This is a genomic window from Flavobacterium sp. (assembly GCF_965277525.1).
Classification (GTDB): Bacteria; Bacteroidota; Bacteroidia; order Flavobacteriales; family Flavobacteriaceae; genus Flavobacterium.
Map to the genome: position 1 here is coordinate 147,894 of NZ_CBDIDC010000003.1, position 15,053 is coordinate 162,946.

The window sequence follows — 15,053 nt, forward strand, 5'->3', positions numbered from 1 at the left end:
ATCACATTCGTAATTCGACAACGATTGACGATTTTCTTTAAGGAGTTTCCTGTGTGATTTCTCCTGCATCGAAATGACAAAAAACTAAACCAGTTTCAGTTTGTAAGTTACAAAAGATTGTGCTAAAAGTCCCGCTTTGGTATAATTTGACACTCTGATTCTTGAGCTTCCAATCTCGTAATACGGTGTGTTTTTTAGTTTTGTCAGCAGTTTTTTGTAATAGATATAAGCGGTATAAACGCCAAATTGTGCTTCAATGGGTAGTTTTACAATTCCCTGATAGGCAATTCTAAAGTCTTCCTCGATTTCGTTGATGATGGTAGTTTTTGCATTTTCGTCGAAAGAATTCAAATCGATTCCCGGGAAATAATTTCGGTTTAAAACTAAGTTGTCGTCTTTTAAATCCCTCAGGAAATTCACTTTCTGAAAAGCTGATCCTAATCGCATGGCTTCATTTTTGAGTTGTAAGTATTTCTGATCGTTTCCTTTTACAAAAACTTTCAGGCACATTAAACCCACAACATCAGCTGAACCATAAATGTAATCTTCATATTCGGTTTGTGAATTGTATATTGATTTGATAAGGTCAAGTTTCATGCTTTTAAGAAAAGCCTGAACGAGATCGTCGGTAATATTGTATTCTTTTACGGTATGCTGAAAGGAGTTAAGAATCGGGTTCAGGCTTATTCCAGACGCAATGGCTTTGTAATATTCTTTTTCGAAATCATTGATCAGGTTTTCTTTGTCGTACTCATGAAATGAATCGACAATTTCATCGGCAAAACGAACGAATCCGTAAATGCTGTAAATCGCTTCGCGAATGCTTGGTGATAACATTTTTACCGCCAGCGAAAATGAGGTACTGTAGTTTTGGGTGACCAACTTGCTACATTTGAAAGAAACGGTGTCGAATAGTGATTTCATTTTTTAAGATCTAAAAGATTTTTGAATTAACTCGGCTACTAGTTTTCCTGAAATTAAAGCAGGCGGAACACCTGGGCCAGGAACGGTTAATTGCCCTGTAAAATAGAGATTACGAACTCTTTTACTTTTTAGTTTTGGTCGTAAGAAAGCCGTTTGCAATAATGTATTCGCCATTCCGTAAGCATTTCCTTTGTAGGCATTATAGTCGGCTACAAAGTCGTTTTTACAAAATGATCTCTTAAAGATAATATTATTTTTAATCTTTTGTTGTGTAAGTTGCTCAAAACGAGTAATGATTTTTTCGAAATATTCTTCTCTAAGTGCTTCATTGTCATGTATTCCGGGTGCTAATGGGATTAAAAAGAATCCGCTTTCCATTCCTTCAGGTGCTGCCGTAAGATCTGTTTTTGAAGGGAAATTGGCGTAGAACAAAGGTGCATCAGGCCATTTGGGTTCATCATAAATATCAATGGCGTGCTGATTAAAATCGACATCAAAAAATAAAGCGTGATGCGAAATGTTTGCTATTTTCTTATCAAAACCAACAAAAAACAAAAGCGACGATGGGGCAAAAACCCGGCTTTCCCAATATTCCTCAGAATAAACGCGATGTTCTTTCTCTAATAAGGTTTCAGTATGATGATAATCGGCTCCGCTTAAGATAATGTCTGCCGGTATCGTTTTTCCGTTAATGACAATTGCAGTTGCCGTTTTATCCTCGACTATTATTTTGTCTATAGAAGAATTGGTTTCGATCGAAACCCCAAGTTCCAAAGCCAGTTTTTGGATGCCGCGAACCACATCGAACATTCCGGTTTTTGGATGCCAGGTTCCTAAGCCAAAATCAGCATAATTCATAAAATTATAAAAAGAAGGTGTTTTAGTCGGTTTTGCTCCTAAAAACAATACCGGAAACTCCAGAATCTGAATCAGCCTTTCGTTTTTAAATTTCTTATGAATGTCATTACTTACGGTACTAAAAAACTGATTGAGCTTTAAAGTCGTCTCCGGTGTAATTAATTCAAGCGGAGAAACTCCCGGGCGGTATACCAAATCTTTAATCGCAATGTCATAATTGCTTTTGGCGTGCCTGATGAAAGTTTCCAGTTTTTGACCACTTCCTTTTTCAATAGATTCAAAAGTGGCTTTTATTTCTTCGAGATTATCGTAGATATTGATAAAATCATCTACTCCAAAATAAACCCGATAAGCAGGATTTAGTTTTATAAGTTCGTAATAATCTGTTGTCTTTTTATTAAAATCCTGAAAGAAGCGCTCAAAGACATCAGGCATCCAATACCAGCTTGGTCCCATGTCGAAAGTAAAGCCGTCTTTTTTGAGTTGTCTTGCTCTCCCTCCAATAGTATCATTTTTTTCGTAAATAGTCACCTTGTTTCCTTGTTGTGCGAGGTAACATGAAGCGGCTAAAGCGGAGAAGCCTGATCCTATAATTGCTATTGTTTTTTTCATTTGTTTAACAAATGTACAAAAACTTTAAACAAAAATAGGTTATAGCATGCTAATTGTTTCTTCGATAGAATCGAAAATTGTTATTCGCTCCGGTAGTGCTTTTTGGTCAATATGTTCCACCATATTTCCCATAAGCCAAATCTCATTGTTTTTTTGAAGTAGTTTTTGCCCCATCGATTTTACGTACTGATTGATAACGCCACGATCAGGCTGAACGGTCATAAATGATACAAACGTAATATTTTCGAAATGTTTGGTTAAATCCTGTAAATTTTCGATTGGCATGCTTTCGCCAAGGTAAATGGTTTTATATCCTTTGGATAAAATTTCATATTGCAGGTATAAGAGACCTATCTGGTGAATTTCATTTAAAGGCAACGAAAGCACAAAAATTTTATTGGTTTTACTGGGTTTTAATATTTGAAGACTTTCTGTATAAATTAATATTTTTTGTTTGATCAAATGGCTCATGAAATGCTCATTTGCAGGAGTTATCGTTTCAGACTGCCATAGCAACCCCAGTTCTTTTAATAATGGAAGAAAATGATCTTTGAAAACTTCTTTGAATGACTTTTCAGAAATCAGCCAATCAAAAGTATTGAAGAATATTTCCTGGTCAAAATTCATCATGGCCATTTTGAATGAAGTTATGGCGTAATTCTGAGAATTTTTCTTGGAAATGATTTCACGAACTAATTGTGGAATTTTTTCTTCAGAATAAGTTGCTATTTTAGAGATTTTATAACCGTATTCGTGTAATAAAGTAATGTTTAAAAGCTTCTGTAAATTTTGTAAATTATAAAGTCGGATGTTGGTGTCAGTCCGCATCGGTTCTAAGATGTTGTATCTTTTTTCCCAGATACGAATGGTGTGTGCTTTTATTCCTGATAAGTTTTCGAGATCTTTTATGCTGAAAACAGTCTTAATATTGTTTATCATTACTGGTTATTTGGTAAACAAAAATAGAATAAAATCTGAAAATACCTTGATAACTTGTATAAAATGATAGATTTCTAGAGGTTTACTAACTCGTAATGGTTTAATTTGTCTAAATGCAGGACCGTTTTAGAACTATCCTGACTTCGGTTGTACATGGTTTCAAATTTTGCTCCATAAATGATTTCATTAAAAGTATAAGAGCTTCTTGCAGCAACGGTGTTGCTAAACATATTGTCAAAAGTGGTGATGAAAACTAGTATTTCTCCCTGGGCTCTTTTGAAATCTTCTTCTGAAAAATTAAATAAAGGACTTTCTTCTGTAATAGGATGTACCAATGTCCAACTTAGTGAGAGCGCATTTATATGATCCAATTCGAGTTTTAGGTTATAAAATTTATTGGTTTGTATGCCATTTTCTTCGAAACTCAATGCAAGTGTGACTTTTGCTGTTGCATCTGTAAAATTGGTGTTTTTAAAAGGTACCAGACGTATCATTAATGCACTGTTTTCTCCGTAAGGTGAAATCAATGCATTATCTGCGAATTTTAAATAGGCAGTGGGCTTGCTAAATCTTCCAAAAAATAAACCTGTTGCAATAGCAAAACTTAATAAACCGATTAAAGCTTCTGCGGCTGATAAGGCACTAGTCAAAAAACCGGTTGGACTAATGTGTCCGTAACCCACAGTAGTAAAAGTTTGTGCGCTGAAAAAGTAGGCCTGACCAAATTGTGTCAATGTGCTTTGCGATTGTTCGATTCCGTCAAGATGTTCAATCCCTATGGCGTAATAAACTACTGCAAAAATAAAATTCATTGCAATATAAAAAGCAAACAATATCGACATGAATTTCCAGTTTGGGAGATCAATCATCGTGTGGTACCAACTAATACGACGAAACAAATGCATTCCTCTTTTTTCGATGTTAGGAGTTCCGTCTTTGTTTACAAATCTTCCTCCATAACTGTTTGCATTGGCTCCAAAACCTGAATTTTTATCTGTTTGTGCTCTATGATTTATCTTTTTTAGAAGTGCCATTAAAATTTGGTTTAAAGAACAAATGTAAGAATAAGTTTGAAATGAAATTGCTTCACATTTTTCCAATAAAAAAAGCAATCTGTAAAAATGTATTTACGGATTGCTTCGGTATTGAAAATTTTGATTTCGTTTTATTTACAAAAATTAGCCTTGTTCTTTATGGCACTCTGACTGCCTAATTCTATTGCTTTAGAGAAATCTTTGCAGGCATTTTTTTTGTCGCCCAGTTTGTTATAAGCCAAAGCCCGTAAGTTATAAGCAATATAATCTTTAGGATTTAAACCAATGGATGATGTACAATCGTCGACAGTTTCATTAAAATTGTTTAGTTTGTAGTTCACATTCGCTCTTCCTGTAAAAGCATCAGCATTCATGCTGTCTAATTCGATTGTCTTGCTAAAATCAGCAAGGGCTCCTTTTAGATCATTAAGTTTTAGTTTTGCAACACCACGATTCTGATACGCTTCTACAAATTTAGAATCCATGCTAATGGCCTTTGTATAATCGGCAATTGCGCCTTTGGTATTGCCGGATTCTGCTTTTTTCATGGCCTTGTCAAAATAGCCTGTTGCAGATTGTGCCCAGATAGAGCAAGTCATCATAATAAATGATAATAGTAATACATGTTTCATAAACCAATTTGGGATTAGGTTAGTAGGTGATTAATTATAAAACGAATTTAGTAAAGTTTTGTTTTGTAAGAGAAGTTCTTTTATGAAATTACTATTATTTTTTTGTACTTCGACTAAATTATTTTTTTGTTATTAAGAAGGTATTCAGAATTAAGTTCGTAAATTAGCTAAATTCTTATATTTTTTACCAAAACTTTGCATTCAGAAAGGTAAGTTTCTCAAATTTGATCTCCTATTACTGATTAATATAAATTAAGATAATATGAAACAAGTCTATTTTTTTTCTCAATTATTTTTTTTCTGTTTGATTTTCTTGTTTGGCAATAAGACTAATGCTCAGGAAAAAACAAAATATTTAGATGCTGAACAAAGTGATCCTGTAAAGATGGGTTGGATGAAGGGTTCTCCGCCACCTGCCAATCGTATTCCTCGTTTTGAGGATGGAAGTTTTTTTCAATTTCCTGCTTTGAGATGGAGTGTGGCGCATATGCGTCAGTTTATGCCAACTGTAAATGTTTCTCGTGGTTTAGGTATTTCAAGTCCTCTGACCACAAATACTAAAAATGATATTGATAAAGTTAAGTTCGTGCCTCTGGGCGAAACAAAAGCCATTACCTGGGAGGAGTCTTTGCAAAAAGTCTACGCAGATGGTGTAATTGTTATGCACCACGGCAAAATTGTATACGAAAAATACTTTGGAGCCTTAAAGGTTGATGGACAGCATGCAGCAATGTCAATTACAAAATCTTTTACAGGAACTTTGGGGATAATGCTGGTCAAAGAAGGTTTAATCGATACGACAAAAACGGTTGCACATTATATTCCTGAACTTAAAAATTCTGCATTTGGAGACGCTACCGTGAGACAGGTAATGGACATGACAACGGCTTTGCAGTTTAGTGAGGATTACGCAGATCCCAATGCTGAAATATGGAAATTTTCGGCGGCAGGTAATCCGCTACCAAAACCTAAAGATTATGACGGTCCGAAAACCTACTATGAATATCTTCCTACAGTGAAGAAAAATGGAACGCATGGAGAAAGTTTTGGTTATAAAACGGTTAATTCAGATGTTTTAGGATGGATCATAGCCAGGGTTACCGGAAAAACAATAGCAGAGGTTTTATCTGAAAAAATATGGAAGAAACTAGGTACAGAACAAGATTGCTATTATTCGGTAGATGCAATTGGGACGCCTTTTGCCGGAGGTGGGCTTAATCTGGGGTTAAGAGATATGGCTCGTTTCGGTCAGTTGATTTTAAGTAATGGTAAAGCAGGCGGGGAGCAAATTATTCCTAAATCAGCCATTGATGATATTAGAAAAGGAGGAAGTAAAAAAGCATTTGCTAAAGCCGATTATACTCTTTTAAAAGGTTGGAGTTACAGAGATATGTGGTGGATTACCAATAACGATCACGGAGCGTTTTGTGCTCGTGGAGTACATGGTCAGGTTATTTATGTAGATCCAAAGGCAGATATGGTAATTGTGCGTTTTGCATCTAATCCTGTAGCGAGTAATGCTGCAAATGATCCTTATTCTTTACCAGCCTATGATGCTGTTGCAAAATTTTTGTTGAGCAGTAAATAAAAATATTAATCTAATTTTGGTTTTTTGCCCCAAAAAGGGGTAGAATCAAACCGCCATATATAAGCAATCTGAAAATTCCCGGAAGATAAACTGATATTGTTATTATTTGTGTCTGAAAATGATGAAAATATAAGGTTGTTTACATAAGATAACCCGAGAGACCATTTTTCTTTATTATATCCGATTGCGGTTCTTGGAAAAAATGTGGGATATATTTCTATTTTTTGTTTGCCAAAATTAGTAATTCTTTCAGAACCGAAATTAGCTCCTACCGTGGCAGAACCGCTAGCAAACCAACGTTTGCTAATTGCCCAGGTATAAGCATAACCTCCACTGACGCCAAATTGGAAATTGCGCAAAGAATTTCTGCTCTTATGTACAAAAGAACTGTCTGAACCTATTTTGGTAAAATAGATCCCTCCTCCCAGTAAAAAACTTCCTGCTGATTTTAATTGTCTTTCATTTTGATTAAAAGCAGCTTTATAGGAGAATTTCTTATTATTAAAAACATATTGTCCAAATGCGCCATATTGCTGAATGTTTAAATCGGGATATAATTCTATATTTTTATCATTGTTATCCGCAGTATAAAACCCGCGATATTTTTGGACAAAAAGGTCAATAATAAACTTTCGTCCATAATTATGGATTTGAAAATCCAGTGCTTTTGTTTTTCCCTTTTCGTCATCTTTCAGAAAACCCAAACTGTATCCATAACTTAAGTTAATTATAGTATTGTTGATAGAAACACCTAAACCTAAGCTCATAGGGCTATTGGGCATGAAGCTTTTAAGATGACCGTTTACTTCCTGTTCCATCGAAATGAATTTCATCGATAGGTATGAGCTCACGGAAAGCTTATTGTCAAAAGGCTTGATATACGTCGTATCGATTTGAGCGATGCAAAAACAGGGAAGTATAAAAAAAAATAAGAGAGTAAAATGCAATTTCATTATGAAGTCAAACGAAAAATAATTATTGTTATTACGTAAGATAAAGCTTCTTTTTTTAAAAGTGTTTTTAGATTATAAAAGTAATGGATAATAAATGATCTTACGTTATAAATTCAGATCTGTTCGGGTAAAATCCGATCTTTATTCTGTATTTATTTGTTTTTAATGTGAACAAACTACTTGAAGAGTTCTTAGTTCTAAAGCATTAATTTTTATTCTAATTTCTTTTCTGGTATACTATTTTATGTAAATTTGAATACTATCTGGTTGTTTAACAATCTTATAGTCTTGTTTTGATTTGTATTTTACAGTTTTGGTAAAATAATTTTTACTGCAATAAAACGTTTTAATTAATAACCCCAAATTATTAAAAGGAATGAAAAAAAATTTTGTTATTATTTTCTGGTCGCTCTATATGTTCTTTTTTGCAATTCCTTTTCCTATGGTCATGTACTATGCGATTAATAGCGAATTTGATGTAAATACATTAAAAGATAAAAATCCCTGGCTGGGATTAAGTATTGTTTTAATATCCCTTATTCTTTGGGTGATTTTGCTAATTGGCTATTTTCGAAAATGGATCTTACAGATTCTTATAACAAAAAGAAATCTCGAACATATCAAAACTACTGGAGTAGCGCGGGAGGCAAAAATCTTAAATGCAGTAAAAATTTCCAGGCCAAAAGCGAAACATGATACTTATGACCTTGAATTATTGTTTAGAAATCTTGCTGATGCCGAAATCACTCACAAAACAATTATTACAGATGTTAAACCTCATGAGCGTCGTTTTGAAGCTGGAAAGAAAATAAGTTTGATTCTTGATCGGGATATGAAAGAGTCTCCTTATTTTATAATTGCAACCACAAAAGCGAGTATAAATATAACAAGTCTTTTTTTTAGAATATTGATGTGGTTTATTGTTGTAGCAGCAGTGCTTGGGTATTATTGCTATTCGTACCAAACAGAAAGTTATGGTTGGGGATGGCGTTTTATGAGTTTTGGTCATCCATTGATTGTATGTCCGGCGGTTCTTTTATTTTACAGATATTTTCTAAGATTTATTTTGGCTAAACTTACAGGTGTAAATAGTGATTCAATGTTGATTAAGTTCAAAGGAGTAAAAACCTGGGCAAAACTTATTAAGGCAAGTCAAACCGGAACGTATATTAACGAACAGCCTATGATTCGCTTTGAACTTGAGTATACGGATAATAGACATCAGGTTCATAAATGTAGCTTGAAAAAAGTGATTGGGCTTCTTGACCTGGATCTTACCAAGCAAGAACAAATAGAAATTTTTTATCTGGAAGAAAATCCAAAACAAATTGCTTTTGCAGGCGATTTAAATGCTATTGTATGAAGAAATTAATCCTCTTAATAATTTGCGGCACATTTTTTTGGAGCTGCGATCAGATTTCTAAAAGTATTAACGAAACATTTAAGCCTGGTGATACTTTAGTTAATAAAGACAAAGAAAAACCTGCTTCCGGTAATAATCAGCCGGATGTTCAGACTATGATTAATAGTGCAATAGAAAAACATACTACGGTTCAAACGCAAATACATGTTGAAAATGAAAATATAAACTTTTTAACCGATACAAAAGCATTAGAAAAAGCGGAGGAATCGTTACGGAAATTACCTCAATATGCCGGAAAGGAGATTTTTGTTTATTCGATTGCTTATTTTTATGATGACGGAAGTATTAATATTATGCTTCAGCATCCTACAAACCCTAAATACGTTGATGGATACGACTATAAAGATAATAAATGGTCTGAGCCCAGACCTATTCAGTTATCGGTAAAGGACGATGTTCAGAAACGTTTGGTTCCGCTTAATAAGATTAGATTTGAGAATGTGGCTAAACTGACCGCTATTTATAATAAGAAAGCACAAGAAATAGAAGGGGCAAAGCCGCTAACGAGTGCTTATGTTTCGATATGGGGAAATGAGATGCAGTGGTACCCTACAAGTATAAGCGGAAGCCGTGAAAAATACCTGATACAATTTAATAATGATGGAACGCTAAAATCATTTAAGCAGGATTAGTGATTTGTCAAATTGAAATAAATTATTGAAATAAGCTAAGAAAGAGGTCTCGCAAGGACCTCTTTCTTATTATAATGTATGTTCAGAAAAAAAAGAAATTTTTCGCTTAGTAATTTTTCGAAATGTTTGCTTCTATGTTTTTTAGCTATTAACAAACATTCATGCAGAGCATCTTTTTCCCGATAAGCTTCTATCAATTTGTTAATTACGTTACAATTACAACTATAATGAATGATGAAGTTTCTTCTGGAAAGTTTTTAATTTCTTCTTCAGTAACAATTAATGCTTTGTAATGTCTGTAAGTTTAAAATGGCAAATCTGCCATTGCTCTACACGATCTAAAATAAAAAAAGGCCAAGTAAATTAATACTTGACCTTTTCTGTGACCCGACTGGGGCTCGAACCCAGGACCCCATCATTAAAAGTGATGTGCTCTACCAACTGAGCTATCGAGTCATTGCTTTCAAGAATCTTCTATTGTGAATCACAATTTGTGACCCGACTGGGGCTCGAACCCAGGACCCCATCATTAAAAGTGATGTGCTCTACCAACTGAGCTATCGAGTCATATTCAATTCTTGAACGCGGGTGCAAATATAAGGAGTTATTTTTGAAATATCATACCTTATTTTAAGTTTAATTTAATGTAGAATTAACGGGCTGAAATGGAGGCAGAAACAAAAAAAAAGTAAAGTAGATTTTGCCTGTTTTGACTTTTGCTGCTCTTGCTGGTTTAGAGTTTGAGCCTTTTTTGTTATAAAATTTGAGTTTTTTAAAAGAAATTTAATTATGCCTGGGTTTAATTTTTTTATGAACTTCTTCTTATTGCTATAGAATAATTTAAAAAATCTATCAATAATTACAAAAGATCAAAAGAACAAGACCTGAAGAGGAATAATTAAAAATGGGACAAAGAAGAAATAGTCTTCTTTGTCCCATTTAGTGACCACGGTGGGATTTGAACCCACACGCCCTTACGAGCACCACCCCCTCAAGATGGCAAGTCTACCGTTTCTCCACGTGGCCAAAAACTAAAAAAGGTCAAGTAAATAAATACTCAACCTTTTGTGACCCGACTGGGGCTCGAACCCAGGACCCCATCATTAAAAGTGATGTGCTCTACCAACTGAGCTATCGAGTCATTGCTATCAAGGAAAGTATTTTGTAAATCACAAATTTTGTGACCCGACTGGGGCTCGAACCCAGGACCCCATCATTAAAAGTGATGTGCTCTACCAACTGAGCTATCGAGTCATATTCTTTCCTTGAATGCGGGTGCAAATATAAGGAGTTATTTTTGATATTTGCAAGCTTATTTATTATAAATTTGTCTTTTTTTAAACAAAATTTACAACGCCTTAATTTATAGGTTCTTATTAAAATGAAAAAGATTATATTATTAGGATATATGGGCTGCGGAAAGTCAACAATTGCCCAAAACCTGTCAAAAATTACAAATATTCCGTTTCTGGATTTAGATAAATGCATTGAAAAAAAAGCAAATTTATCAATAAATGAGATTTTTGAGCAATTTGGAGAGATCCATTTTAGAAAATTAGAACACGAAATATTTGTAGAGTTACTTCAGTCTTCAGAAAATAACATCATAGGTTTAGGCGGAGGGACACCTTGTTATGCCAATAATCATGAATTATTAAAAAGTGATGATGTCACTTCTATTTATTTAAAGGCTTCTATAGATACTTTATATAATAGATTACTCCATAACAAAAGCAAACGCCCGTTAATTGCTAATATGAATGAAGAAGAAATGAAAGAATTTATCGCAAAGCATTTGTTCGATAGAAGTTATTATTACAACCACGCGCAATATAAAATTTCGGTGGATGATAAAACTATCGAAGAAACGGTTCAGGATATTTTAGGGATCTTAGCTTAAAAAGGCATAATCGCCATCATTGTCATCAAAAACAACCTGAACATGCTCAAGTAAAGATGTTGATAAAGAGATTCCTTTAAAATCTGCTTTTACAGGGTATTTTTTGTGGTTTCGATCTACAAGTACCGCTGTTTTGAATTTCTTCAACGGAACGTCTAAGAAATGACGAACAGCATAGATTAAAGTTGTGCCCGAATTCAGGACATCATCGACCAGTACTAGTCCTTTGTTTTCGTATTCTTCCTTAGTTAAAGAAGTCTGTATAGGTAATTGTGGATTTTGTTTGTCGACCCTAACGTCGCAAATAGAAACTTTAAGTGTTGAAATTGTACTTAAGGCTAATGCGATTTTTTGGGCAAAAATAGATCCGTTTGAAGCAATTCCGGCAATTACAATTTCTTCTTCATCAACAAAAGTCTCGTATATCTGGTAGGCAATACGTTTTATTTTGTGTTCTATTTCCTGATTCGTTAAGATGATGTTTTTGCTCATGATTTATTTTTTTGCTAATGTACAAATTTAGGTTTTGAATTTTCAATATATGAAATTCCAAATTCCAGTATTGAGGTTTTGATTTTAGATCTTTTTGGAATTTGGAATTTCATCATTGAGATTTTATTGTTTGTTATTGTTGCAATTTGGAATTTGAAAGATTGGAATTTAACTTTCTTCTTCCTCATCAATAATATCATTCCCATATTCGTCAATATCCCTTCTGTCTTTTTTAGTTGGCCTTCCTGTTCCGGTTTTGCGATAATGCTCTTTAGATAGTTTTAATAATTCTAAATGTGCATAAGCTTCAGTAGGAGTTTCATTTTTTCTGTAAATATCTACCAATTTTGCTCCCACACGACTTTCAGGGATGTCGAGTACGGTAATAATTTGCGTGATTTGATCTTTTCTAAAGGTAATTTTATCCGAGGGAAAAACCTCTTTTGATGGTTTTGCAACTTGCCCATTTACAGTAATATGGTTTTTTTTGCACGCTTCAGTCACCATGTTTCTGGTCTTGTAATAACGCACGCACCATAAGTATTTATCTATTCTCATAATTTTTCTAAAATCAAAGTTAAATTCTTTACAAAAATAAATCAATATTGTATCTTGCGCACTTAAAAAATTAACAATAATGAATAAATTTAAATATTATTTTGTTTTATTGCTTGCGGGTATTTCTTTGGTTTCTTGTAATAAAAGTGATGATGATGATGTAGTAACCGTTCCTTTAAGAGATTATGCTGTACAGTATAAAGCAGATAATGATTCAATCGAAAAATATTTAAAAACTAATTATATCACTGTTATCAATAGCCCTGGAACTCCACAAGATCAGGATGTTGTGATAAAAAAAATAGTGGCAGGCGATGGAAATGTTTCAATCTGGGATCAGAAAACCTATACTTTAAAAACAAGGCCTGTATATAGTAATGATGTTAACTATAATGTATATTATCTAATTTTAAGAGAAGGTACTGGTGAATCGCCTACTAATACTGATAAAATTGTAGCTTCTTACACAGGAAATTTATTAAATAATACTATTTTTGATTCATCTTACGGATATCCTACTACTCATAATTTATTTCCATATGCTAGTGAAAATACTGTAATAGAAGGATGGTCAGAGATTTTTCCTAAGTTTAGAAAGGGTACTTCTACAACAAATCCTTCTACTGGTGTTGTAACGTATAGTGATTTTGGTGCAGGAGTTATGTTTTTGCCTTCTGGTTTAGCATATTATGCATCAGGTAGCACTGGTGGTAGTGTTCCGGCTTATACTCCTATAGTTTTTAGTTTTAAGTTGTTTGATCTTCAGAGAATGGATAATGAGTTTAGTGTTTCATCTAGTACTGGACAACCAGTGTTTCTTGGTGATGGTGTTCCTGATTATTTAGAGGACATTAATGGCGATGGTTATCTTTATGATTTTAGAGATACAAAGAAATACCCAAGTCCACCTACTAATTTAGTTGATGATACTGACGGAGATGGTATTCCTGATTTTTTAGATTTTGATGATGACGGAGACGGTTTTACAACCCGTTTTGAAATTACTAAACCTACGGGTCAAATTGGGATCGTTAATGGTATAAATTATGGAAACAGGTTATATTATCCTTGGGATCCTATTGTAGACAATCCGGCTACACCCAATACAGATGAAACAGAGCCTAGAGGAATTCCAAGAAGGCCTACAGGAGCACTGGCAGATCCTACTAAAGCAGAATCTTCTACTAATGTAAAAGCTTATTTACCTGAAGATTATACGGCTATTCCAAGATTAAGGATACATTTGGATAAAACGTATCCTATTAAACAAAATTAAAAATTAGTTTAAGATATTGAAAACCTCGAAAGTGATTTCGGGGTTTTTTTATGATTTTGTGATTTCAATTTAGATAAATTATCAGGTTGAGGTACTCATTTAGATGAAATGCATTCTTTAAAACAGGCTTAAATTTAGTTTTGGACGTAAAAAAACCTCGAAAGTGATTTCGAGGTTTTTGGTATAAAGTAAGAAAAAATCTAAAATTATTTTCTTTTGATCACTCTTTCTACAGCTTCAACAATTGCCTGATTGTTTAATTTGTATTTATCCATTAATTGCTCAGGAGTTCCAGATTCACCAAAACTATCGTTTACAGCAACAAATTCTTGAGGAGCTGGCGTGTTTAAAGCCAATACTCTTGAAATACTTTCTCCAAGACCTCCAAGAATATTGTGTTCTTCAGCAGTTACCACACATTTTGTTTTAGCTATTGATTTTAAAATCGCTTCTTCGTCAAGAGGTTTAATAGTATGAATGTTGATTACTTCAGCAGAAATTCCTTTTGCCTCTAAAGCCTCAGCAGCAATAAGAGCTTCCCAAACTAAATGTCCTGTTGCTACAATCGTAACGTCAGTTCCTTCGCTTAATAAAATTGCTTTTCCAATTACGAAAGGCTCATCAGCAGGAGTAAAGTTAGGTACAACCGGACGACCAAAACGTAAGTAAGCAGGACCATGATGATCTGCTAATGCTAATGTAGCTGCTTTTGTTTGGTTATAATCGCAAGTATTGATTACAGTCATTCCAGGCAACATTTTCATTAAACCAATATCTTCAAGTATTTGGTGTGTAGCTCCGTCTTCACCAAGTGTTAGACCAGCGTGAGAAGCACAAATTTTTACATTTTTATCAGAATAAGCAACAGATTGACGAATTTGATCGTAAACTCTTCCGGTAGAGAAGTTAGCGAAAGTTCCTGTAAAAGGAATTTTCCCGCCAATGGTTAAACCGGCAGCGATACCAATCATATTAGCTTCTGCGATACCAATTTGGAAAAAACGCTCCGGGTGATTTTTTTTGAAATCATCAAATTTTAACGATCCGATTAAATCTGCGCAAAGTGCTACAACATTTTCGTTTTTTTGACCTAGTTCAGTCATTCCTGCTCCAAAGCCGGAGCGGGTGTCTTTACTTCCTGTATTTGTATATTTTTTCATTTTATTTTTTGCTGTACGCAATAGGCTGCAGGCAATAGGCATATAGCTTACTGCTTAAAGCTTAAAGCTATT

Annotated in this window: 14 protein-coding genes and 5 tRNA genes; 5 read left to right on the forward strand and 14 right to left on the reverse strand. The window is 34.0% G+C overall.

Annotated elements, in window-relative coordinates:
* Positions 1 to 84 precede the first annotated feature (84 nt).
* The 5 genes from ACQY44_RS07310 to ACQY44_RS07330 all read right to left on the reverse strand — a co-directional run bounded on the left by ACQY44_RS07310 (position 85) and on the right by ACQY44_RS07330 (position 4,999).
* Complete coding sequence (locus ACQY44_RS07310; RefSeq protein WP_428229741.1) at positions 85 to 924, reverse strand: phytoene/squalene synthase family protein; 840 nt, start codon at positions 922 to 924, stop codon at positions 85 to 87.
* A gap of 3 nt (positions 925 to 927) precedes the next feature.
* Positions 928 to 2,394, reverse strand: a complete 1,467-nt coding sequence (locus ACQY44_RS07315; RefSeq protein WP_428229742.1) for a phytoene desaturase family protein — start codon at positions 2,392 to 2,394, stop codon at positions 928 to 930.
* 39 nt (positions 2,395 to 2,433) lie between these two features.
* Positions 2,434 to 3,333, reverse strand: a complete 900-nt coding sequence (locus ACQY44_RS07320) for a MerR family transcriptional regulator (RefSeq protein WP_428229743.1) — start codon at positions 3,331 to 3,333, stop codon at positions 2,434 to 2,436.
* A gap of 74 nt (positions 3,334 to 3,407) precedes the next feature.
* Positions 3,408 to 4,367: an ion channel gene (locus tag ACQY44_RS07325; RefSeq protein ID WP_428229744.1), complete on the reverse strand. Its 960-nt coding sequence runs from the start codon at positions 4,365 to 4,367 to the stop codon at positions 3,408 to 3,410.
* Between the two features lie 131 nt (positions 4,368 to 4,498).
* Complete coding sequence (locus ACQY44_RS07330; RefSeq protein WP_428229745.1) at positions 4,499 to 4,999, reverse strand: tetratricopeptide repeat protein; 501 nt, start codon at positions 4,997 to 4,999, stop codon at positions 4,499 to 4,501.
* A 262-nt stretch (positions 5,000 to 5,261) separates the two neighbouring features.
* On the opposite strand from ACQY44_RS07330, the gene ACQY44_RS07335 reads away from it, so the two are divergent.
* On the forward strand, positions 5,262 to 6,587 hold the full coding sequence (locus ACQY44_RS07335; RefSeq protein WP_428229746.1) for a serine hydrolase domain-containing protein: 1,326 nt from the start codon (positions 5,262 to 5,264) through the stop codon (positions 6,585 to 6,587).
* 5 nt (positions 6,588 to 6,592) lie between these two features.
* Here the strand turns inward: ACQY44_RS07335 and ACQY44_RS07340 are convergent, their stop codons facing one another.
* Positions 6,593 to 7,540 (reverse strand): DUF4421 family protein, encoded by a 948-nt coding sequence (locus ACQY44_RS07340; RefSeq protein WP_428229747.1) that lies wholly within the window; start codon positions 7,538 to 7,540, stop codon positions 6,593 to 6,595.
* A gap of 376 nt (positions 7,541 to 7,916) precedes the next feature.
* On the opposite strand from ACQY44_RS07340, the gene ACQY44_RS07345 reads away from it, so the two are divergent.
* Positions 7,917 to 8,903, forward strand: a complete 987-nt coding sequence (locus tag ACQY44_RS07345) for a hypothetical protein (RefSeq protein WP_428229748.1) — start codon at positions 7,917 to 7,919, stop codon at positions 8,901 to 8,903.
* A complete protein-coding gene (locus ACQY44_RS07350) occupies positions 8,900 to 9,595 on the forward strand; it encodes a hypothetical protein (RefSeq protein ID WP_428229749.1) in 696 nt (231 codons plus the stop codon). Before ACQY44_RS07345 ends, ACQY44_RS07350 begins: the two co-directional genes overlap by 4 nt.
* Positions 9,596 to 9,978: 383 nt before the next feature.
* On the opposite strand, the gene ACQY44_RS07355 is transcribed toward ACQY44_RS07350, so the two are convergent.
* From ACQY44_RS07355 to ACQY44_RS07375, 5 genes are all read right to left on the reverse strand, one after another.
* Positions 9,979 to 10,051 (reverse strand) — tRNA-Lys (locus tag ACQY44_RS07355).
* Positions 10,052 to 10,089: 38 nt separating this feature from the next.
* A tRNA-Lys gene (locus tag ACQY44_RS07360) sits at positions 10,090 to 10,162 on the reverse strand.
* 376 nt (positions 10,163 to 10,538) lie between these two features.
* Positions 10,539 to 10,621 (reverse strand) — tRNA-Leu (locus ACQY44_RS07365).
* Between the two features lie 42 nt (positions 10,622 to 10,663).
* A tRNA-Lys gene (locus ACQY44_RS07370) sits at positions 10,664 to 10,736 on the reverse strand.
* A 40-nt stretch (positions 10,737 to 10,776) separates the two neighbouring features.
* Positions 10,777 to 10,849: transfer RNA gene (locus ACQY44_RS07375), tRNA-Lys, on the reverse strand.
* A gap of 127 nt (positions 10,850 to 10,976) precedes the next feature.
* Here ACQY44_RS07375 and ACQY44_RS07380 point away from each other — a divergent pair.
* Entirely contained in the window at positions 10,977 to 11,495 is a 519-nt protein-coding gene (locus tag ACQY44_RS07380; RefSeq protein WP_428229750.1) for a shikimate kinase, read from the forward strand.
* Here the strand turns inward: ACQY44_RS07380 and ACQY44_RS07385 are convergent.
* Together ACQY44_RS07385 and ACQY44_RS07390 are read right to left on the reverse strand one after the other, a co-directional pair.
* The gene (locus ACQY44_RS07385) at positions 11,487 to 11,987 is read right to left on the reverse strand and encodes a phosphoribosyltransferase domain-containing protein (protein WP_428229751.1); all 501 of its coding nucleotides are present in this window, start codon (positions 11,985 to 11,987) and stop codon (positions 11,487 to 11,489) included. The genes ACQY44_RS07380 and ACQY44_RS07385 overlap by 9 nt on opposite strands.
* Before the next feature lie 168 nt (positions 11,988 to 12,155).
* Entirely contained in the window at positions 12,156 to 12,545 is a 390-nt protein-coding gene (locus tag ACQY44_RS07390; protein ID WP_428229752.1) for an RNA-binding S4 domain-containing protein, read from the reverse strand.
* A 79-nt stretch (positions 12,546 to 12,624) separates the two neighbouring features.
* Between ACQY44_RS07390 and ACQY44_RS07395 the strand changes: the two genes are divergently transcribed.
* A complete protein-coding gene (locus ACQY44_RS07395) occupies positions 12,625 to 13,821 on the forward strand; it encodes an FKBP-type peptidyl-prolyl cis-trans isomerase (protein WP_428229753.1) in 1,197 nt (398 codons plus the stop codon).
* Positions 13,822 to 14,027: 206 nt separating this feature from the next.
* On the opposite strand, the gene ACQY44_RS07400 is transcribed toward ACQY44_RS07395, so the two are convergent.
* The gene (locus ACQY44_RS07400) at positions 14,028 to 14,981 is read right to left on the reverse strand and encodes a transketolase family protein (RefSeq protein ID WP_428229754.1); all 954 of its coding nucleotides are present in this window, start codon (positions 14,979 to 14,981) and stop codon (positions 14,028 to 14,030) included.
* Positions 14,982 to 15,053: the final 72 nt, after the last annotated feature.

Excerpts from the sequence above, each read along its gene's own strand:
- ACQY44_RS07330 (WP_428229745.1), bottom strand. The coding sequence starts at position 4,999 with ATGAAACATGTATTACTATTATCATTTATTATGATGACTTGCTCTATC.
- ACQY44_RS07335 (WP_428229746.1), top strand. The coding sequence starts at position 5,262 with ATGAAACAAGTCTATTTTTTTTCTCAATTATTTTTTTTCTGTTTGATT.
- ACQY44_RS07345 (WP_428229748.1), top strand. The coding sequence starts at position 7,917 with ATGAAAAAAAATTTTGTTATTATTTTCTGGTCGCTCTATATGTTCTTT.
- ACQY44_RS07315 (WP_428229742.1), bottom strand. The coding sequence starts at position 2,394 with ATGAAAAAAACAATAGCAATTATAGGATCAGGCTTCTCCGCTTTAGCC.
- ACQY44_RS07320 (WP_428229743.1), bottom strand. The coding sequence starts at position 3,333 with ATGATAAACAATATTAAGACTGTTTTCAGCATAAAAGATCTCGAAAAC.
- ACQY44_RS07390 (WP_428229752.1), bottom strand. The coding sequence starts at position 12,545 with ATGAGAATAGATAAATACTTATGGTGCGTGCGTTATTACAAGACCAGA.
- ACQY44_RS07400 (WP_428229754.1), bottom strand. The coding sequence starts at position 14,981 with ATGAAAAAATATACAAATACAGGAAGTAAAGACACCCGCTCCGGCTTT.
- ACQY44_RS07310 (WP_428229741.1), bottom strand. The coding sequence starts at position 924 with ATGAAATCACTATTCGACACCGTTTCTTTCAAATGTAGCAAGTTGGTC.
- ACQY44_RS07340 (WP_428229747.1), bottom strand. The coding sequence starts at position 7,540 with ATGAAATTGCATTTTACTCTCTTATTTTTTTTTATACTTCCCTGTTTT.
- ACQY44_RS07325 (WP_428229744.1), bottom strand. The coding sequence starts at position 4,367 with ATGGCACTTCTAAAAAAGATAAATCATAGAGCACAAACAGATAAAAAT.
- ACQY44_RS07395 (WP_428229753.1), top strand. The coding sequence starts at position 12,625 with ATGAATAAATTTAAATATTATTTTGTTTTATTGCTTGCGGGTATTTCT.
- ACQY44_RS07385 (WP_428229751.1), bottom strand. The coding sequence starts at position 11,987 with ATGAGCAAAAACATCATCTTAACGAATCAGGAAATAGAACACAAAATA.
- ACQY44_RS07380 (WP_428229750.1), top strand. The coding sequence starts at position 10,977 with ATGAAAAAGATTATATTATTAGGATATATGGGCTGCGGAAAGTCAACA.
- ACQY44_RS07350 (WP_428229749.1), top strand. The coding sequence starts at position 8,900 with ATGAAGAAATTAATCCTCTTAATAATTTGCGGCACATTTTTTTGGAGC.